Source organism: Armatimonadota bacterium, assembly GCA_013314775.1.
Lineage (GTDB): Bacteria > Armatimonadota > Zipacnadia > Zipacnadales > JABUFB01 > JABUFB01.
Window position 1 is genome coordinate 250,769 of sequence record JABUFB010000002.1, and the last position, 20,278, is coordinate 271,046.

The following is a 20,278-nucleotide window of genomic DNA, read 5'->3' on the forward strand; positions in this document are numbered from 1 at the left end:
GGCCGTGAATAGCGTGCCGAAAAAAAGGACGAGATTCTGAGGAAAACCCTTGACACAGAGATGCGAGGGGGTATAATGCTCACAAATCAGTTTGTAGCGCAAACTGATTTGCGGGCGGGGAAATGGCGAACCTGAGTGAGCTTGAGCGTCTCAAACGGCTCGCAGACAACACAAGGCTTTACGCGCGATCGAAGGGGCTTACGCTCCTAGGTCAGGGCATCCTGTTCACAGCCGGGACTTGGCCGCTCCTGTGCACAGTGCTCTACTCGCCGAAGCTGCCGCCGGTGGGGTCGGTCGTCCTGTACCTTCTCAGCAGTAGTTTCTTCCTGTTCACGGTGTGGGCAGCGCTGCAGTGCTTGCCGCAACGGCTCGAGGAGTTCTACTACGCCCGAGTGGGCACGGCCTCGGCCAGCCCCCGTGAGACGCCGGACTGGGCCCGGTTCGTGGCTCCCCTGTGCATTATGGCCCCCCTCGGCGCGTCGGGGATCGGGGTCCTGGATGCGTGGCAGGCAACGGTGGTCGGTTTGACCGCTTTCGGCCTGTATATGTATACCACGGGACACTACGAACTTCGCGAGCCGGCGACAGAGATGATCGGGGCTATCACGGTACTGTGTGGTGGGCTGGTCGCAGCGGTGCCGTCCCTTGCGCTGAAGCCGGGAGCGGTGGATGGGCCGGATTGGTTAGTCGGGGTACTCGAGGCAGACTATGCAGCGCTAAGTATAACGATGTGGTTGACGGTGGGATGGGTGGTTTCGGCACTGGCATTGCACGCATACAGCAAATGGCTTCTGTCCGAACTCAGCCGCGAAGCTGGGGGTGAGACGAAGGATGAAGACGAGTGAAGCGGGCGTCCCAGCCCTGGATCGGCTCATACACGAGCCCGCGCGTCTGGCGATCCTGTCCGCGCTCAGCCAGGTGGAGGAAGTGGATTTCAACTATCTGCGCATGGCATTGGGCCTGAGCCGTGGAAACCTGTCCTCGCACATGACCAAGCTTTCCGAAGCCGGTTATGTGACGATCAACAAGCAATTCCTGGGAAGCACCCCGCACACCACATACCGTATCACGCCGAAGGGCAGCGAAGCCCTGTCAGGTTACTGGGCGCAGTTGGAGGCACTCAGGGCGCCGCTGCAGGGAACGGTCCGAGGTGTTCGAGAGGCACCGGCGGCGGGTTGACGCAAAGATTACGCGCTTCTTGAACGAAACATGAGTTGAGGACTCAAGGTGCCGACGTAGAATGCCGTAAGACAACTTGGCCAACCTCAGCAGGTAATCAATCCAGGGGTCTGGTACCATCCCGAGAAGCCACCGGTTCGCGCCCGGTGGCTTCTCCCTTTTCCGGTCCTGATATTGGGGTGCAGTTGTCCTGGCAGGACCCGTCTGTATGCGCGGCGAACTGGCTTTCGCCAATGGGATGTCACGGAAGATCGAGATGCGACATTGTATGTGTTCGCCGGCGCCAAGCAAGCCGCCCCTGGACTTGCCGCGGGGAGCACCGGCTCTTGGAGGGCGCGCGCAAAACTGCATTTCGCAGACCCTAGCGCCATTCTGCGGGTTCAGGAAGGCTGGACCACAGGCAGGTCGGTGTACGAGCGCGACATCGGCTGCCCGGGGTGCCTTGCACTTATGCGAAAAGGGGAGTGAACCGGATGAGCGCACAATCGGAACGCCCGCGCGGGATTGGACCGGGGTACCAGTACGATACGAAGTACTCTCCCGACCGTCCGCCGCCTGCGTGCGAATGGGCTCGGCCCACAGCGGCGTTCAAGCGGTATGAAAACCCCATCGCGCGGATTGGTTTGCCGGAGCCAGTGAAGAGCGGCGGGCCGGGGCTATGGGAGACGATCATGAGTCGGCGCTCGGAAAGGCGTTTCTCTGCGGATGAGATGAGCCTTCGGGACCTGTCCCAGTTGCTGTGGGCGACGCAGGGAATCACCGGTGAAGTGCCGGGCTTCAAGCTGCGCGCGACAGGATCGGCAGGGGCACTGTACCCCAATGAGACTTACCTGGTGCTCAACCGCGTGGAGGGTCTCGAGCCCGGCATCGCGCATTACGATGTTCAGGAACACTCGCTGGCCCTGCTCTACCAGGGGAAAGCAGGACAGGCGTGCGCGGATGCGTGCCTCGGGCAGCGTTTCTGCGCCAGTGCCCAGGTTGTATTTGCCTGGGGCGCCGTTGTGAGCAGAAGCGCCCAGAAATATGGCGACCGTTGCTATCGGTACATCTACCTGGATGCGGGACATATCGGCGGACAGTTGCAGCTGGCAGCGGTAGCACTGGGTTTGGGCAGCGTGAACATCGGGGCGTTCTACGATGACGCAGTGAACCGCCTGTTCGGGCTGGACGGTGTGCAGGAGACCGTCGTGTACCTCACCGCCGTGGGCCGGCCACGCTGAGGTTCGGGGAGCATGAACGCTGGACTGCAAAGAACGGCCACGTGTTTCGTGATCACCAGCGGATTTGTGGCGGGCGTCGCTCAGGTACTGCTGATCCGCGAACTGCTCCTGTCCTGTTTCGGCAATGAGATATCGCTGGGGCTGATGCTGTCGGCATGGCTGGTATGCGGCGCAGCCGGAGTGGCCCTGGCCTGCAGGTGGCGATCGGGACCGCCGGCCCTCAGCGCGAGCGTACTGCGGGCAGCAAAACTGGCGGCCTCACTTGCGCCGGGGTTACTGCTATCGCTGGTGTACGCGAGGACCTACCAGACGCTGGCGAACGCCGTCCCCACCTGGATTGCGCTTGTTGCGGAGTCAATCCCCCTCCTGGCGCGCATCATCCGGGTGCATCTGGCCGCACAGCCCGGGGAGATGCTGGGCCCGGTGCACCTGGGGCTGATCAGCTTCGGAACCGCGCTGGCACCGGCGATGCTCTGCGGCGCGCTGTTTGCGGTGGGCCTGCGGATCTACGAACAGACCCGCTGTGGGGCCGGCGATTCAGCCGGGCGGGCATACGCGCTGGACGCGGTGGGACATCTCGTGGGCGGCGTGCTACTGGGCGCGGCTGTTGTGACGGTTCTGAACCCGTTCGCGGTGTGCGTTGCGGCGACGTCAGTCCTTTGGGCGGCCAGCGGAATGCTCGCGGGGGCAGCGGGAGTGGGAAGCAAGCGCCTCGCAATCGGTGGCCTCGTCGCAGTGCTGATCCTGGCGGCCGCCTGCGTTCCGCTGCAGGCAGTGACCACACGCATTCGGTGGCAGGGGCAAGAGTTGCTCGGGCAGGTCAGTTCGATCTACGGGCATATGGCGGTTGCCCGGCAAGGCACGAGCGGGCTGGTGTTTTTCCAGAACGGTGCTCCGACAGGGACCTCACCTGCAATGCCCTCGGTGGAGGAAGTGGTGCATTTCACGCTGCTGCAGCACCCCGACCCGCAGCGCGTGCTGCTGATCGGTGGCGGGGCCACCGGGGGACTGGCAGAGGTCCTGAAGCACAAGCCAGAGCGGGTGACCTATGCGGAGATCGATCCGGCGCTGCTCGAACTGGCCGGGAGGTGGCTCACAGGGCCGGATGCGGCGGCCCTCCGAGACCCGCGGGTAGAGAAGCTGATCGTGGATGGCCGGCTTCTGGTCAAGCAGGCGGCCCACGGAGTACGGGAAAAATACGACGCGATCATCAATCTCCTGCCTGACCCCTCGACTGCTCTGCTCAATCGTTTCTACACCCAGGAATGGTTTCGCGAGGCATCATTAGCGCTGAACAAGGGTGGTGTGCTGGGCTGGCGAATGTCGTCGAGTCGCCACCATTTCCGGGAGTCGCTGCGCCGGCTGAACCGCAGCATCATGCAGGCGGCGACCGCGAGTTTCCCCTCGATCGCGATGATGCCGGGCGAGGACGCGCTGACAGTGGTGCAGGGGGACGATTCGGCCAAGCTGACCGAGACCTTCGCGGTGATGGCGCAGCGCATGGAAGAGCGCGGGGTGCAGGCTGATTATTTCCGCATTATGGCCCCGGATCACCTGCTGCGCCAGAACAGGGATTTCGTGGTGGCAGAACTGGCCAAGGGGCCCATGGTGCGCACCAACCGCGACCAGGTGCCGGTGGGGTACTTCTACGACCAGGCGGTGTGGCTGGGGTTCTACTTCCCGGGAGCCGAGGACGTGTATGTGCGAATCGGGGGGCTGCGGCTGTCGAACCTGCTGGCTCCCGGTCTGGTGCTTCTGGCGGCGCTCCTCGCTGCGGGAGTTTGGCGGTCAGGCAGAGCGCTTTATGTGCCGGCGGCGGTACTTGTCACGGGCGCCCTGGGGATGGCGCTGGAGTTGTGCATTCTGTTCGCTTTCCAGGCGTACCACGGCTATGTGTACCGGCTGGCGGGCCTTGTGATCGGGGCGTTCATGGTGGGCCTCGCATCGGGCGCGGTGCTGGCGGCTCGTCTGATGGCGGCGCGACCGGAGGCGCGTTCCGTGGCGTGGTGGCTGGCGGGGAGCCAGCTGGCATTGGGCCTAGTTGCGCTTGGGCTGCCGGGAGTGATGGCGCACATCGGCGAGAATGAGACGCTCGCGGTCCACTTGCCCACTCTCGCAGTGGGGGTTTTCGCGGGGCTGACCGGTCTCGTGGGTTTCGTGGTGGGTGTCCAGTTCCCCCTGGCCACCCGGACGGCGCGGGATGCGCGTGGCGCGGTTGAGGATGCCGAAAACGGGCAGGCGCGGTCAGCAGCTACTCTGTATGCGGCGGATCTTGTGGGCGCGGCGCTGGGTGCGGCAACGCTGGGCGCCGTGCTGATCCCGGTGCTGGGCATTCCACAGACGTGCATTGCAGCGGCTTGCGCGAGCGGGGGGATGGCTCTGGCGCTTGGGCTCAGGGCGTGGTTTGTGAGGTAGGGGAAGGGCGACCGACTGACGCCAGGTGGCCAGTCGGTATACGCACCGAATTCGGATACGGCTCGAGTTCGGGTGCCGGTTCCCCACTGTCGGGCGGACAGCGTGCCCTGCATCCGGCAGAGGCGGACGGTGCCGAGACATTTGCCCCACGCGGCGGGAATAGGCGTCCTTGCGTAGGCCGACCGTCTCGGTCGGCGAAATAGATTGTATTGACTATCGAACATTTATTTGATATACTTCAAATGCTGGCTCACAGGCCGGCATTATTTTCTCTCGCATTATAGAACATATATTCGTTAGACCATAGGCGAATATCATGGGAAAAGTCATCAATGAGCCGATTCAGATCAGTCGCAAGCTCTCGCTGTTCAATCACCGGATGGTTCCGGATCGTTTCACCTGGCGCGGGAAGGACTACCGGGTGAATCAGATTGGCGGGGAGTGGAGGGTACTGGGCAGGTGGTGGCAGGGGGAGGGTGAGCGCCGGTATGTGCGGGCGATCACGCCGCAGGGGCTTGCCATGGATCTTTGTCACGACACGGGCACGGGCGTTTGGTTCCTGCACGCTCTGCAGGACTGAAGGCGATGCAATTGCACGGTTTCACCGGGGCGAAACCGCATGACCGACTTCGTTCACCTTCACGTTCATTCGAATTTCTCACTGCTGGACGGCGCCGCGCCGCCGGTTGAACTGTGCGAACGAGCGGCGCAGATGGGAATGGACGCACTTGCGGTCACGGATCACAACAGCCTGGCGGGAGCGGTGCGTTTTTTCCAGGCGGCGCGGAATGCGGGCGTGCGGCCGCTGGTGGGTGTGGAGTTCACGGTGGAGCCGGTGAGCCAGTCTCCGCTGCCGCCTTTGCCGCGTTCGGGGCCCGGTGATTCAGCGTATTTCCCCTCAGCCCGGGCCGATACCACCACGGATTATTCGCGGTACACGCACCTGCTTCTGCTGGCGCTGGACAATGAGGGTTACTCCAACCTGTGCCGTCTGGTGACCTGCGCGCGGCTGGGCAAGGCAAGACATTCCGGGCCGTTCTCCGCGGAATTCGCACACCTGGAGCGGCGCAATCCGGTGCTGTCGCGGGAGCACCTGGAGGAATATGCAGGGCATCTGGTGTGCCTGTCGGGGTGCGAGAAGGGGGAGGTCCCGAGGCTGGTGGAAGCGGGTGAATGGCGGCAGGCGCAGGAAGTTGCGGCATACTACCGGAGTTTGTTTGGCGAGGAGAACTTCTTCGTTGAACTGCACAATCACCTGTTGCCGCCGCCACGTTCGGGATTGCGATATGGGTTGGCCAATTTCGCGGGACGCCTGGATATCCCGGTGGTGGCCACCAATAATGTGCATTACGTGGACCGGCGCATGGCCCGGGCACAGGACATTCTCGTGTGCATGAAGGCGATCCAGACGGTGCACGAATACCATCCGGATCGGAAGATCAATGCGGAATATGACCTGAAATCTCCGGAGGAGATGGCGTACCTGTTCGCTGATCTGCCGGAGGCGCTGGAAAATACGGCGGAGATTGCGCGGCGCTGCTCGTGGGAACTGGATCTGGAGCATTTCCACTTTCCGAAGTTCGATCTGGAGAGTTTAGGGCATGTGGATGGAGAGGGGCCGGAGGCTGACGAGTATGAAGACGGCAAGCCGCGCCGCCGGGGGAAGTTCCTGCCTAACGGCAAAGGCAGCCCGCACTGGCCAGCGCCGAAAAGGGGCGAAGATTCCCGGGAGTATTTGCGGCGGCTGTGTTACCACCGGGCGAAGGAGTTATACGGGCAGATCGATAACCGGGTGCGCGACCGCATCGAGCACGAGTTGAAGATCATCACCGACCTGGGCTTCTGCGACTATTTTCTGGTGGTGTGGGATATTTGCCGGTTCGCGCGGCGGCGGGGAATTATAACCACCGGCCGGGGTTCGGCAGGCGATTCTATTGTGAGTTATTTGTTGCATATCACCGCAGTGGATCCGCTAGAGCATGAGCTCTTGTTCGAACGGTTTCTCAATCCCTGCCGGCGACAGATGCCGGATATTGACGTGGATTTCGATTCGCGGCGGCGGGATGAGGTGACGGCGTATGTGTACCGGCGTTACGGCAACGACTACGTAGCGGCGGTGTGCACGGTCAATACTTTTCGGGCGCGGTCGGCAGTGCGCGAAGTGGGCAAGGCGCTGGGGATGAATGACCAAGAACTGGGACGCATCGCCGAGGCGCTGCCGCACATCCGGGCCACGGACATCGAGGCGGCTGCGGAGACACTGCCGGAGGTGCGAGACTCGGATATCGACCTGAGCGACAAGACGCTCCTGTTGGAGCTGTGCCGACAAATCAGCGGGTTCCCCAGACATCTGAGCGTGCACGTGGGAGGACTGCTCATCGGCGCGCAGCCACTGACAGACGTGGTTTCGCTGGCGCCGGCGAATAAAGGGATCGTGATCTGCGAATTCGACAAGGATGACGTGGAGGCGCTGGGGCTGGTGAAGATGGACATTCTCGGCCTGCGCACTCACACGGCGATCAGCGACTGCCTGGACCTGATCGAGAGACGCACCGGGAACAGGATTGATCTGGACAGGATCCCGCTTGATGATGAGGCGACGTTCGAACTGCTGAGGTCCACCCGAACGGTGGGGCTGTTCCAGCTGGAGAGCCCCGGGCAGAGGAACCTTCTGGGGCGCGCGCAGCCGCGAGAATTCGAAGATGTGATCGCCAACATTTCGCTGTTCCGCCCCGGGCCTGTGCAGTCGGATATGATCAGCCCGTACCTGCGGCGCAAGCACGGGCTGGAGCCGGTGAAGTATCTGCATCCCGCGCTGGAACCGATTATGAAGCGCACTTACGGGGTGCTGATTTACCAGGAACAAGTGCTGGAGATCGCGGCGGCGATCGCGGGATTCAGTCTGGGTGAGGCGGACAAGCTGCGGCGGCTGATGACCTCGGACCGGTCTATGGATGAGATGCTGGAACTGGGGGAGAGTTTCATCCGCAGCGCTGTGGAACGCGGGGTAACGCGGCAGGTGGCAGAGGAAGTGTTCCGCATCGTGTCGGGATTTGCGGCTTACGGATTCTGTAAGGCCCACGCTGCGTGTTTCGCGAAAATCTCGTACCAGACGGCATGGCTCAAGACGCATTACCCGGCGGAATTTCTGGCGGGGATTCTTTCGGCCCAACCGATGGGATTCTATGCGCCGCGCACTGTGGCCGCCGAAGCGACGCGGTTGGGGTGCAAGATTCTGCCGCCTTGCGTAAACCGCAGCGAAGATATTTTCACCGTGGAGGACGGCAATATCCGTGTGGGGCTGCGATTGTTGCGAGGGATGAGCGCGGCGGCGATGCAGTCGATTCTTGAGGCGCGGCGCCGGGATGGGCCTTTCAAGTCGTTGCGGGATTTCTGCGAGCGAACCCGAGTGCCGCGGCCTGTACTGGAGAACCTGATTCTGGTGCGCGCCTTCGAGTTCACCGGATATTCGGAGCAGGAATTACTCTGGCTGCTGGCGAGCCTCCCGGCGCACATCGCGCCGCCGAAACGGCAGGGGAAACAGGCCCAGGCTGAGGTGATGGACGGCGCGATTACGGATGATGCGCAGGATGAATCGGAAGAAGATGGGGTGGCGGTCCCGCTGCAGCTCGAGTTCGAGACTCCGGAAACAATACTCGCGTCGCTGCCTGAGTTGGACAAGATCAGTGAAGTGGGACGGGTGGCGCTGGACCTGAACATCGCCTGGGTGAGTACCACGCGCAATCCCTTCAGTTTCTGGCGGGAGCGTATGGATGCTCTCGGCGTGACCCCGAGTGTGAAGCTCTACGAGTATAAGCACGGAGATCGTGTGCGAGTAGCGGGGATCGTGATCGCCCGAGCGAGACCGCCCACACGCAGTGGCAAGACCGCGATTTTTATCAGCCTGGAGGATGAGTTTGGACTGGTGGATGTGGCGGTGTTCGAAGACTGCTACCAGCGCTGCGGCGCGGCGTTGTATTCGAGCCCCGTGCTGTGCGTGGAGGGGACACTGACGCGGCTGGGCCTGCTGGACATTTCGGTGACGGCGCGGAATGTGATCGGACTGGGAAGCTGGCGGGATTTCGAGCGGCCGAACCGCCCGCGTAGCGAGCAATTCTTCCGGCTGGAAAACAAGCTGATGGACCGGTGGGAACCGTCGCCCAACCCGCGAGTAGGAGACAGAAGAGGGTAGTCCCCCCTTGGTGCTGCCTCAGGATGCCCGAGCGATTGGAAGGCGCGGGAGTGTGCGGCGGCGAATGACACCCGCGATAAGATGCCGCTGAGCACGCCGATTTCGGAGGGTGTTTGACATGAAACTTGGATTCATCGGGATGGGAATCATGGGAGCCCCGATGGCCCGCAACCTGCTCAAGGCCGGATTCGATGTAACCGTCTGGAACCGCACTGCTGTCAGATGTGAGCCCCTGAGGGATGCAGGGGCCACAGTTGCGGCGGACCTGGGAGAGCTTGCGCGGACCGTGGATATCATTTTCATTTGCGTGAGTGATACGCCCGATGTTGGCGCGGTGCTGTTTGGCCCTGATGGCCTGGCAAACGACCTGCGCTGCGGGCAGATCGTGGTGGATATGAGCACGATCTCGCCTGCCGCCACTGTGGATTTCGCCACACGGCTGGCTGACAGTGAGGTGGCGATGCTGGACGCCCCAGTGTCCGGCGGCGAGAAAGGCGCGGTCGACGGCACGCTGACCATCATGTGCGGCGGCGATGAGGCGGTGTTTGAGACAGTGAAGCCGTACTTCCAAGCGATGGGCAGAAACATCGTTCACTGCGGGCCCACTGGAAACGGTCAACGGGTCAAGGCGGTGAACCAGGTGATCTGCGCCCTGAATATCCTCGCGGTGAGCGAAGGCTTGCTTCTGGCGAAACGGGCTGGTCTCGATCTCCAGACCGCATTTGATGTGGTATCCAGTGGCGCGGCGGCAAGCTGGATGCTCACCAATCTCGGGCCGAAGATAATCGCGGGGGACTGGGCACCCGGGTTCACGATCCGGTTGCAGGCCAAGGACCTGCGGATTGCGCTGGAGACCATGCGAGAGCTTGGCATGGCGCCGGAAGGGACGGCGCTGACGGAGAAACTGTTCTCGGATGCTGTCGACGAGTACGGAGACAATGGGACCCAGGGATTGGTCCGATTGCTGGGGTGGGATGATGAATAGGGGAGAGGCCTGCCTCTCCCCCCTACCCACTTGTCCCTCGCCGCGACCGCAGGCAGGCGCTTCGCTCCCGACGAGGGGGAAGGGCGAAGGCGGTAGGCGCGGACCACCACTCACGCTGGCGGCAAGAGGCTGACGCCCCTGCGGGGCTTAGAGGCGACAGGCGACGGCCGGGCCGGATAGGTCCGGCGCTCCGTTCCGGAGCCCTTTGCTGATGTGGCCGCTGCGGAATGCAAAGGGGGACGGTAAGGGCAATCAGCGGGACAGTCTCTCGATCTCCTCTGCCACTGCATTGCGGGCGGCGTCGAGTTTCGCGGCGTCTGTCTCATACGATGCCACATCGAGCACGAGCTGCGAACTGAAAGCGCGTATTCTCTCGAGGGCCAGGGAATGCGGGTTGTCGGCACCCTGGTTCCGGGCCTGTTTCTCATACAGACCGCGCAGAATGTGCAGGTATTCGAAGTCGTCAATGCCCTTCTGCAGGAGCTTCAGACGCAGGCAGGGGATAGGCTTGCCCGGCACCGGTGGGTCCTCGCGCAGTGAGGGGTTGGGGTACAGGAGGATCGCCTGGCCGGCTTCGTAATGGTACAGGCTGGTGCCGCCGCGTCCCGTCTTGTACGGTTCGGGAGTGATGGTCTCCCACGGGTCGATGCCGTGGTAGAAAGTGGTCTGCCACAGTTGTGCTCCGACGGCATCGAAGTGTGCGGCGCCCCAGAACCAGACACGGTGCAGGAGCGGAGGCCCTTCCAATGACGCCGGAATGTTGTACACCCAGATCTCTTCGCCCTGTTTCCTGCGTTCCTCCACGGACTTGACCTCGAAGTACGGGCGGCCGAAGGGCACGGACCAGGCCTTCACGGTGCCCCAGAACTCCTGGAATGCCGGGCTTGTGGTCTCCCAGATCTTGAGGCCCGGGTCACCCTCGAGCGCCACCTTGTGCAGTGCAACCACTTTGTCGAAGTAGTCGTGTTCCGGTTCGTCCCAAAGGTAAAGATAGGCCATGTCCAGCCAGCCCTTTTCACGCAGGTGTGCACCGACTTGTCGCATGTAGTCGGCGAAGAGCCGGTTGAAGTCCCCCTCCAGCGGGTCCATCCCAAGCCACTTGCGGTGCTTCTCCCACCCTTCGCTTGTGCCGCCGCCAAACATTGGGCCGAGGAAGAATGCATTGAAACCCAGCTCGTCGATTGCCCACTGGATGCGGGCGTCGAAGGCTTCGAAGTCACAGACGACCTTGCCCTCTTCCAGCTTCGCAGGGACCTCGACCGTCGAGCCCCAGCCGCGAACGCCGTGGGCGTGGAGAACCTCGCAGATGTCACGCTCGATTTCGGTGATGGGGCGCTTGTCCCACGGCCGGAAGGATGACGCGCTGAAGGTGATGAGGGTCCGGAATGACGGATCTGAGGGGAGCGCGAAGTCGTAGACCCTGAGGCGTAGAGGCACTCGGGCGATCTGGGTGTCGGCAGATTGGATGCTGACGTCGCCGGCGTACTCGCCCGCCGGGGCATCGTCAGGGACACGCACACCGATGCAGAAGGCGGTGTTTGTGTCAGCCGGGGCCGTGACGGGCGCGGGATCGAGGAGTGGGTCGGGAGTGGGCCCCAGACGGGTCTGCGGCTGCCGGGCGGACTTGATATTGGCCATGCCTATGGGCCACCAGTCGATGCGGGCAGCGGGGATGGTCGAGGGCCCTGAAAGATCGCCTGGGACCACCGTGACCGACTGCAGCTCCTTCGTGGGGAGGATGCTCGCCTGGAAGTAGACCTGCTCGTTTCGGGCGGCGGAGAGGCTGATGGCCTGCGCGGGTTTCGCCCACGACGGGAGGCCGTCTTTCGGGTAAATGCGCGCCGCGAGGTTGTCCGCCCAGAGGGTCAGTTCGGGGGTGCGAGACAGGACGACGGACATCTCGCAGACCCCGAGGCGCCTGCGCTGGATGGCCTCGTATCGTTCCTGCAGGTCCGTGGGGAATTTGCCCTCGTAAACGGCGATGTCGTCGAACCAGGCGTGGCATGGACCATTGTCGGTGTCTTGGGTAGTTGCCACGGGCGCAAGCGTAGTTTCGTCCTCAGTGGTAGTGTACTGGGCAAGGTGGAGAGTCCAGTCCTGGGTGCCGTACTGGTTGGGGTCGGCCAGAACGCGCTGCGCCTTGTTGCTCTGGAGCCACAGATAGGCTCGGGCGCGGTCGAGGCCCTCGGTCCTGCACCACCAGGCGACGTAGTAGGTGGTGGAAGGCTTCACTGGAATCGCCGCAGCCTGACATGTGACGAAAGATTGGGGCCGGATGCCCAGGCGGATGCTGTTGCTCCCGTAGTGGGCAATAGCAGAGTCCACGATAAGATTCTCGCCGGGCTTGCCGAACTCGCCGCCGGTCCAGTAGAGAGGCAGGCCGGTGGGGGCAAGCTCCTCGAAACCAGGGTTCTTCAGCAGGTTCTCGGGCTCCTGGGCGATGGCGCAGACGAACGTGAGTGACACGAAAATCAGGCAGGCGAGGGCTTTCATGGCTGGTCTCCTGATCTGGCTTTGAGGACGTCGTGTGTAACCGCGACGCGCAGTGTCTTCGTGATGCCGGTCAGGACATCACGAACCTCGATAACCCATTCCCCGGCCGGATCGTTCCGGGCGAGCGGGAGCTCTAGAGAGGCTTTGCCGTCGGGAGCAGCGACGTTGCGCGAGTACCATTCCACCGGCGCGCCGGCGCCGGGCGGGGTGACAGAGATGCGGAAGACGTGGTTAGCTGCTTCAGGGGCACCGACGATGGAGGCGCGGACGACGAACCGGCCCGAGGCAACTTCCGCCTGCACGTCCAGGCCAGACGGCTGGTATGACAGTACGGCCAGGAAGACGGCATCGCCCGCGGCAATGTCGAGAGTGATCCGCTCCAGGTGTCCAAGGTATGCGGCGGTCCGGCAGTCGTAGACGTAGCCGGGCTCGGGCAGGTGGACGGTGACAGGGCCCTCGCCGGCCGCCCCTTTCTCCGGTAACCGGACGAGCCCGATGAGTTGATTGCGCCCCAGTGCGAATCGGTAAAGCTCGGTCTGCCGGGGAAGCTCCCCGGTGGACGTCTGCCAGGTAACGGCAGGAGCACAGTTCAGGCCTGCGATGCACCGAGTCAGGCGCGTGGTTGCATCGCTGTCGCCGGCCTGCAGGAGGACGGCGCGCGCACCGTCGAACAGATCGGCGATGGGAGACACGGCCCGGGGCTTGCCGTGCTCGTCGAAGGTGGCGGGCATCACGTCTGCGATCAGTTTCCCGCCGGAGTTGACGAAGGCCCGGAGTGCGTCGCATGCAGCATCGGGCAGTGCGACGCAGGAAGGCAGGGCGACGAGCTGAACGCCTGCGAGTCGGGCCGCATCGAGCTGTTCGGGGAGAGCGTATTCATATGCGAAGCCGTGGCGCTTGAGGGCGGCGGCCATGGCGTCGTCGGAAGCGCGGTACGCGTTGTAGCCGTCATCGGTGGGACGCCCAAGCTTGAGCGCAGGCACCGCGTACGAGACGTGCATGGATGGCTGCGAGTGAATGATGACGGCCTCGGGTTCAGGACGTTTCGCAATGCGAAGAGCTTTGCCCAGACCGGTCTGCAGATGTTGGGCAGCGGCGCTCACAGCCTGGCTCCGGCCCGTGGGTCGCCAAAGCGGATCCAGCATGTACCAGGGCGTGAAACCTTCCTTGCCACTGTAAGCCCACGGTTCCACCGGGTCCCACCAGATGGGGATGAGTCCGCCGTTGAGGGCGAACCACCATACGAAATGACCACATTCGGCGGCGTTGGAGTGATAGCCGAACCATGAGACCATGGGCGCATCGGTCCAGGAGCGATTGCGGTCCGCGACGTGACGGTGGAAGTAGCGCAGCAGGAGCTCCTCGTGGGGTGTCCAAAGGGCGAAGTCGGTGCCGGAAAGGGAGTTGTAGCGGTACGGATTGGTGAAACTCATGCGGGCGTCGGGAATCCGGGCGCGCACGGCATCGTGGGTGTGAGCGTAGGCGTTGGCCCAGGTGCGCTCCTGGTAGAGACGGAAATCCACCCAGCGCGCGGGGTTATCGGCGCCTTGCATGCCAGCCAGCAGTGGGACCTGAATGTCTTCGAAAGACGCATAGTCGGTGCCCCACTCGGCGTTGGCGGCAGCGATGGTGCCGAACTGCTCGCGGGCCCAGGCGGCGAACCCGGTGCGACAGAAATCGCAGGTGCAGAGCTCGACAGACCCGTCCTGGTGCAGATGGGTCTCGTCGTCCATGTTGTAGCCGTAGAAGCCCCAGGAACGGCGTGCGGCAATCCGCTCGGAGACGCGCCTTGCCATGGCCTCGACTTCCGCCGGGTCGCTGAAACACGGCGCGCGCCGGTTGCCGGTTCCCCTGTTACGCATTCCCGCGCCGCTGACCCCACCAAACGCGCTCATGCCGCGGCGAATCATGTACTCGTTCACGGTGCACGAGCGGATACCGTTGGCACGCAGGAAGGCGACCATGGCGTCCTCAAGGTGCGACGGACAGCGCACCGGCATGGCCGCGTATCCAGCGGCGAGGGCGAAATCGTCCAAGTGAGTTTCGGCGACGGCGGGCAGGAAAAGGTCACGGTCGAGGCGTCCCACGATAGTGCTGGGGTCGCGGGGCAATGTTGCTTCAACGCTGATGCGGTGGTAGACCGAGAGAGGTTCGGCGATCTGCAGGCTGAACTCACAGGAGGTGGGTTCCTCGATTGTTCTCTCATCCGCGGCAACGATCCGGCCCCAGGCATCGGTGATGCGCGCTGTGATGCAGACGGTGCCGGGGCCGGTGAACTCGCAATCCACTGAGACGGGGAATTCCTCGCCCGGCGCTGCTTCGGTTGGCGCAACCAGGTTGGACAGACGCGCCAGGGGTTCGTGTGTCGGGACGAGGCAAGCGGCCACGTCCAGAGCATTCCCATCGCCATCGCGTATCATCACAAGGGCGATCACCGGGCCGGGAGCATTGCGCACGGAATCCGGCAGCGGGACAGCCACTGCAGTCTCGTCTGGGCCGATGGAGCGGGTGTCGGAAGCGACAGTCTGGAAGGGACTGCTCCAGATGACGCTTAGCTGCGCGGCCATCCGGCCCTGCATTCGAAGGCGCAGATGGTCGTCGCAGGCGACGCTCTCGATCCGACAGGGGGGCTCGCGCTTCGCAGCCCAGAGGACGGCCTTGCACAGCGCGGCCCAGCGGTACTCCCAGTAAAGGCAAAGGCCGGGTGTGAAAGGCGTCAGCCCGGTCACGCTCTCGGGCCAGCAGATTCGAGCGATCCGGCCAGCACCATGCTCCTTCGACGAGAGCCAGGAAGGTGCGGGCTTCGTGGGCGAGCTTGCGGAGAGGGCCTGGGGCGTCACCGCGCCCAGGATGTGGGCGGCGTCGGACAGATCGGGCTTGCCGGGAGCGGGGAGGATGTCGAGGAGGGTCTTGAGGACCTCCGGTTTCGCAGCCCCGCCGCCGGCCAGGGGTTCGATGGCAAGGAGTCCGGTTCCGCCTTCTACTGATGCGATGATGCTGTCGATGATGGACTGCTCCGACGGGCGCCCTGCCAGGATGATGAGGGAGTACTCACCCCGCGACAGGCGCCTGAGAATCCTCTCGGCGTCGAAGGCGACCACCTCGTCGACTTTCCCTGAGCCGCGGAAAGTGGGGCAGTAGACCAGGTCATAGTCCAGGTCCAGGCGCTGGGCAAGCTCGGCGGCGTCGCGCTGGAACTCACCAATGAAGACCAATGCGCGGATTTTCTCTCCAGGCAGCGGCGTGAACAATCGGGCGCAGGGGCTCTGCCAGGGAGAGGTTTCGGTTGCACGCCAATCGGGGGGAACGCATCGGGCGGCTTCAGTGATTCCGAGAACACCGCGCAGACCGGGGAACATCTGGGCGTAGGCATACTCCACCGTGCCCTCGCGGTTTGCGCGGTATAGACGGAAGGAGAAGATGCGCCGGGCTCCCTTGTCCACTACGATGCGGCCGATGTACCTGCGGTACTCGCCGGCGGCCTCGATCTTCCAGAATGGATACAAGTCGTCGGGGCGGCCGTCTTCCATCTCCTGGACCGCCGCGATGCCGATCCGGGCATCCTCGGACGCGCGCACCACGGCCTCGATGGTAAAGATGTCGCCTGCACTTACGGGAATGTTCAGCGCCTGGGAGGCGATGCCGTAGTCGACGTCGTTACCGATGGCTCGCATGCCGCTGCCGTCGGGGACCTCGAAGACCCGGGAGCCGGCGGAGAGGCTCCAGCCTTCGGGCTTACCTTCTCCAGCTGTGAAGTCCGGATTGCGGATGAGGCCGTCGGGCATGCGCAGCCCGGAGACCCAACCGCTCTGCGGATTGGTTGAGAAGAGGAGCCTTCCGAAAAGCGAGGGCACTCCGAACTGCTTGCGGCCCAGTTCCAGAGGGGCCCAGGTGGTCCATTCCGTGGGCTCCTGCGGGCGATGAACCCGGGCGACGTTGAAGCCCCACTCTGAGCCATTCTGAGGGACCGTCGTGCGCAACTGATCCCACGGCAGGGCCATCTCCACCGTCCAGCCCAGTTGGGCACGGTCCACCGCTATCCTGACATCCGCGTTGAAACCGGCGCCCTCTTCGTCCTCGTCGAACAGGACGCCAAGGGGGTTTACGATGAAATGAAAGGTCCGGTCGGTGGTTGGGTCGGGCTGGAGGAACAATTCGACGCAATCCTCCAGCCAGACCTGTCCGTCGCGCTGGGTGACGTTGGCGGTGACGCTCGACGGGTCGGTCTCCTGGCAGACGACGAGGATGTAGAGCGCATCGCCGTCCCACGCGGCGCGGGCAGTTGTCTGGCGCACAGCACGTTCTGTCCCGGCGCTGCCAAGGACCGAGAACCCGCCGGCGGTCATTGCGCTTCGCCAGCAGGGATCATCATGCGAGCCGTCGATTGCAGGTGGCAGGGGCGTTCGGCCGCAGACCAGCTGCTGGGCCTGGAGCCCCACGCTTCCGAATGCCAGCATCAAAGCGGCGAGCAGCAGATGTCGGGGCATTGTTGGCACCTTCCTGTCTCAACTGCAACCGGTCCCGTGATCAGTCCGCCGCGGCCAACCGGGATTTCAGCCAGGCATAGATGGTGTCGGCGATCTGGTAGTAGCCCTCGGCCGAAGGATGCACGCCGTTGTTCTGGCGCAGAACTTCCAGCGGGTTGCGGGCATTAGCTGCCTCGCGTGACACAGGGTAGTTGCGGGCGCAGTCCAGGTTCACATGAGCCGGGAGCAGCCAGATGTTCTGTTCCTCGCGACCGGACAGGCGCTCCATCATGCGTTCCACGACACGGTGCTGGTTGCGGCGGTACTGCCAGCGGGTTTGGCCGCACTTGTAGTTTGAACCAAAGGCGTCCTGGCTGGCCGCGGGAGGCACCAGGAGCAGGATTCCAATCTGGGTGTCCGGCCCCACACGCTGGAACTCTGCCAGGAGCTTGTCCGCCCAACCGAACATGGTGTCGATGGTCTGGTCGATGGTTTCATCGGAGGAGTTGAAAGTGTCATTGCAGCCCAGGAGTATGGTGATGAAGTCCGGCGGGACACCGTTGTTCACGCGATTACAGTAGTCCTGGAAGTCCAGGGTCGGCGTGCCGTCCACCAGGCGCATGAAAGGGCTTCTCGCGCGGACGTCAGTGCCGTCGGTCCAGCGGGAGCAGAACGCAGCCCAGGTCCAGCCGCCGTACCCCTCGTGCACGACCTCTTTGGGCAGACTGTCGCGGACGTAGTGCGTGCCCACCAGGCGCAGCTTCGCATTGCCCTCCGTGCCGAAGAGGTTGAAGAGCTCCAGGGGGTAATACGAGGCATGGGTCAGACTGTCGCCCACGCACATCAGCGTGAACTCCTTCCCCGCCCCGGCGCCGGCAGGGACCACGTGGACGGTGGTATTGCCCTGGGTGACGATCTGGTTCGCGCCGTCGAGGACTTTGAGGGTGAGGGGGTGATCGCCGACTTCGGTCTCCTGTGGGATGACACGCCAGCGGTCTTCATCCTGCCGGCCGATGCGACAGTCGACATCATACAGGAAGTTGCGCCAGTTGGGCGTGAGAATGACATTGTCGAAATAGAGGGACAACTCCTGCCCCTGAACTGCGTACAGGTCGGGCGGCAGTACGAGGCGGAGAGGATCGGGCTGGGGGAGAGCCTGTCCGGGCTCCTGGGCAAGCACGGTGGAGCAACTCAGCGCGAGTAACACGAGAACCAGCAGGTTCTGCATGTCAGTCAACCTCCGTCGATGGCAGTAGATATACCTGCTTTCGCCGTGGTGCCGGAGTTGGCCTCCACGGGAGAATGCGAACAGTTCAGGAGGAGGGAGGCTCGAGTCCGAGGTCGACGAGGAGCGAGGAGAGACGCTGGCTGTCATCTCCTCCAACCAGACTGGGCATGCCAAGCAGGGAGATGCCAACGGGGACGAGGCCTGCGGCGATAGGGCGGCCGTGGGCAATGCGGACCAGGAGCACGGCCGAGTCGTCCTGGCCCTCACCATGCGGTGCGAAGACGAAGTTTCCCAGGCTGTAAGACACAACGCAGCCGCCGATGACATCTATGGGCTGCAAGCGGTGGGGGTGATGGCCGATGATGATGCCGGCTCCCGCTTCCGCGGCCGCCCGTGCCAGTTCCCGTTGGGCTCGGGTGGGCACGTTGCTGCGCTCGATTCCCCAATGGAAGCTGACCACGGGCATCTCGCCGCGGCGGACGCTCTTGCTGACGCAGGAGGAAACCACGTCACAGGATGTCTTGAGGCCGCTGTCCGTGGTGTCAATGATCCAGGTTGCAGGAAGAGACGCTGCAGCGTCTCTGGGGAGGGTCTCCGTGGTCGCGAAGGACAGGAAGCAGAGATGAGTGCCGGCGACTTCGCGCAGTGCGATACCTGGGGCATCACTGTTGCCGGCAGGCCCGCAGGCGCCGATGCCGGCTGTCGAGAGGGTGCGCAGTGTCTCCGAGATGCCGGTATCCGAGTAGTCGAAGACATGATTGTTGGCCAGGGAGGCTACATCGATCCCCAGCCCGCGAAGGGCCGGCAATGCGGTGTCCGGGTCGGCCTTGAATAGAAACTCGCGCCTGCGGGCAAGGTCGCGGCGGGACTTGAGTGGGGTGCGGTCAGTCGAGTTCGTGATCGGTGTTTCGAGATTGCAGATCGCCACGTCCGCCCCGGTGAGGAGCGGGACGAGATCGGACTCGGAGATCGTCGATCCGCCACCGTCAAGCCAGGGTGCAGCAGCCGGGTCAAGAGCGATGTCACCCACGGCCGCGAGAATGCCGGAAGGTCTCAGTGGTGCAAACCCGTGCCGCGCGAAGGTGCCGGATGTGCCCTGGCGCAACTCGACGCAGGGCAGACTGCCTTCCCAGTGGGTGCGAAAAGAAGCGGGAGACCGGGTGGGGTTTCTCACTCTGATCTCGGAAGAGATGGGCTCGACGTCAAAGGGCGAACATGTCGCGGGGTGGTGAACCTCGAGTCCGGCGACTTCGGCTGCCCGGCACGCGAGAGCTCCCACGTGTTCGGCTCCCGCGCCGAAGGCGGCGATGCAGCCCGGCTGGCCGGTGCCGGGAGCGAGGACGTACTCGCCGGAGCACCACGGTCCGATTGCGGCGGCGAGACAGACCGTGTCGCCGGGGCCTATGGTCAGGCCGTTCAGGCGGTCCATAGCGATGGCAAGATTCCGCCGGGCCAGGGGAGACTCCGGGAGCTCCCGGAGCAGGCACCTGACCGGGCTGAGAGCGCACGGATGGCCGGTGCGCAGGTGCGCCGAGAGGCCGCGAAGGGGAGGCAGCGCGCGTCGCGCCTCCATATCGGACGGACGTAGCACCGTGACGACCAGGATTGCGGTCGCCAGGAGAGGCAGGAGAACTGGCGGACTGATAGACCGGGCTCTCATAGGGCTTGGCAGGCTCCTATCCGGCCGCCACCTCGGCCTCACGACCAGCTCCGGGTAAATTCCTCAGCGCCGTGCGCCATGCCCGGCCGAGGTTTTCCGCCAGCTCGGTGACCTCATCCAGGGCAGCAAGGTCATCGCGCACATTGGCTTCGACGAGGCGGTTGTACATATGGTTGTAGGTCGCCCGGAGAGCCGCGACCAAGGCGGGATCGGCAGGTTCGTGCAGGGCGCAGATCAGTTCTGTCAGGATGCGCTGGACGCGGCCAATGTGCGCCGACTGCTCTTCGAATCGCCGGGCATCCATGGCGGCACGGGCCAGGCGCAGGATGCGCACCATCCCGTCGAACAGGAGCACGAGCGTCTCTTCGGGACTGGTCGCCTGGGTTTTCACCTGCAGATAGGCGGTCTGTGCCTGGACACTCTGGGCGAGCACGGTGGGT

12 protein-coding genes are annotated in these 20,278 nt (G+C 63.7%); 7 read left to right on the top strand and 5 right to left on the bottom strand.

Annotation, left to right across the window (positions count from 1 at the left end; translation table 11 throughout):
* Window positions 1-122: 122 nt before the first annotated feature.
* The 7 genes from HPY44_02395 to HPY44_02425 all read left to right on the top strand — a co-directional run bounded on the left by HPY44_02395 (window position 123) and on the right by HPY44_02425 (window position 9,991).
* Window positions 123-845 carry a hypothetical protein gene (locus tag HPY44_02395; GenBank protein ID NSW54837.1) on the top strand — a complete coding sequence of 241 codons (723 nt, stop codon included), beginning with the start codon at window positions 123-125 and terminating at the stop codon, window positions 843-845.
* Window positions 832-1,179, top strand: a complete 348-nt coding sequence (locus HPY44_02400) for a transcriptional regulator (protein ID NSW54838.1) — start codon at window positions 832-834, stop codon at window positions 1,177-1,179. Before HPY44_02395 ends, HPY44_02400 begins: the two co-directional genes overlap by 14 nt.
* 473 nt (window positions 1,180-1,652) lie before the next feature.
* Entirely contained in the window at window positions 1,653-2,399 is a 747-nt protein-coding gene (locus tag HPY44_02405; protein NSW54839.1) for a SagB/ThcOx family dehydrogenase, read from the top strand.
* A gap of 12 nt (window positions 2,400-2,411) precedes the next feature.
* Window positions 2,412-4,814 (top strand): hypothetical protein, encoded by a 2,403-nt coding sequence (locus HPY44_02410; GenBank protein ID NSW54840.1) that lies wholly within the window; start codon window positions 2,412-2,414, stop codon window positions 4,812-4,814.
* Window positions 4,815-5,130: 316 nt separating this feature from the next.
* Complete coding sequence (locus tag HPY44_02415; protein ID NSW54841.1) at window positions 5,131-5,394, top strand: hypothetical protein; 264 nt, start codon at window positions 5,131-5,133, stop codon at window positions 5,392-5,394.
* A 39-nt stretch (window positions 5,395-5,433) separates the two neighbouring features.
* A complete protein-coding gene (locus tag HPY44_02420) occupies window positions 5,434-9,006 on the top strand; it encodes a DNA polymerase III subunit alpha (protein ID NSW54842.1) in 3,573 nt (1,190 codons plus the stop codon).
* A gap of 118 nt (window positions 9,007-9,124) precedes the next feature.
* Window positions 9,125-9,991: an NAD(P)-dependent oxidoreductase gene (locus HPY44_02425; GenBank protein ID NSW54843.1), complete on the top strand. Its 867-nt coding sequence runs from the start codon at window positions 9,125-9,127 to the stop codon at window positions 9,989-9,991.
* Between the two features lie 252 nt (window positions 9,992-10,243).
* On the opposite strand, the gene HPY44_02430 is transcribed toward HPY44_02425, so the two are convergent.
* The 5 genes from HPY44_02430 to fliS all read right to left on the bottom strand — a co-directional run bounded on the left by HPY44_02430 (window position 10,244) and on the right by fliS (window position 20,271).
* A complete protein-coding gene (locus HPY44_02430) occupies window positions 10,244-12,484 on the bottom strand; it encodes a DUF4091 domain-containing protein (GenBank protein NSW54844.1) in 2,241 nt (746 codons plus the stop codon).
* A complete protein-coding gene (locus tag HPY44_02435; GenBank protein ID NSW54845.1) occupies window positions 12,481-16,971 on the bottom strand; it encodes a beta-galactosidase in 4,491 nt (1,496 codons plus the stop codon). Before HPY44_02435 ends, HPY44_02430 begins: the two co-directional genes overlap by 4 nt.
* Window positions 16,972-17,011: 40 nt before the next feature.
* Window positions 17,012-18,178 (bottom strand): SGNH/GDSL hydrolase family protein, encoded by a 1,167-nt coding sequence (locus HPY44_02440; GenBank protein ID NSW54846.1) that lies wholly within the window; start codon window positions 18,176-18,178, stop codon window positions 17,012-17,014.
* An 85-nt stretch (window positions 18,179-18,263) separates the two neighbouring features.
* Window positions 18,264-19,607 (bottom strand): CapA family protein, encoded by a 1,344-nt coding sequence (locus HPY44_02445; GenBank protein ID NSW54847.1) that lies wholly within the window; start codon window positions 19,605-19,607, stop codon window positions 18,264-18,266.
* Between the two features lie 247 nt (window positions 19,608-19,854).
* The gene (gene fliS / locus HPY44_02450) at window positions 19,855-20,271 is read right to left on the bottom strand and encodes a flagellar export chaperone FliS (protein NSW54848.1); all 417 of its coding nucleotides are present in this window, start codon (window positions 20,269-20,271) and stop codon (window positions 19,855-19,857) included.
* Window positions 20,272-20,278: the final 7 nt, after the last annotated feature.

Excerpts from the sequence above, each read along its gene's own strand:
- HPY44_02420 (NSW54842.1), top strand. The coding sequence starts at position 5,434 with ATGACCGACTTCGTTCACCTTCACGTTCATTCGAATTTCTCACTGCTG.
- HPY44_02440 (NSW54846.1), bottom strand. The coding sequence starts at position 18,178 with ATGCAGAACCTGCTGGTTCTCGTGTTACTCGCGCTGAGTTGCTCCACC.
- HPY44_02400 (NSW54838.1), top strand. The coding sequence starts at position 832 with ATGAAGACGAGTGAAGCGGGCGTCCCAGCCCTGGATCGGCTCATACAC.
- HPY44_02415 (NSW54841.1), top strand. The coding sequence starts at position 5,131 with ATGGGAAAAGTCATCAATGAGCCGATTCAGATCAGTCGCAAGCTCTCG.
- HPY44_02430 (NSW54844.1), bottom strand. The coding sequence starts at position 12,484 with ATGAAAGCCCTCGCCTGCCTGATTTTCGTGTCACTCACGTTCGTCTGC.
- HPY44_02435 (NSW54845.1), bottom strand. The coding sequence starts at position 16,971 with ATGCCCCGACATCTGCTGCTCGCCGCTTTGATGCTGGCATTCGGAAGC.
- HPY44_02410 (NSW54840.1), top strand. The coding sequence starts at position 2,412 with ATGAACGCTGGACTGCAAAGAACGGCCACGTGTTTCGTGATCACCAGC.
- HPY44_02445 (NSW54847.1), bottom strand. The coding sequence starts at position 19,607 with ATGGACCGCCTGAACGGCCTGACCATAGGCCCCGGCGACACGGTCTGT.
- HPY44_02425 (NSW54843.1), top strand. The coding sequence starts at position 9,125 with ATGAAACTTGGATTCATCGGGATGGGAATCATGGGAGCCCCGATGGCC.
- HPY44_02395 (NSW54837.1), top strand. The coding sequence starts at position 123 with ATGGCGAACCTGAGTGAGCTTGAGCGTCTCAAACGGCTCGCAGACAAC.
- HPY44_02405 (NSW54839.1), top strand. The coding sequence starts at position 1,653 with ATGAGCGCACAATCGGAACGCCCGCGCGGGATTGGACCGGGGTACCAG.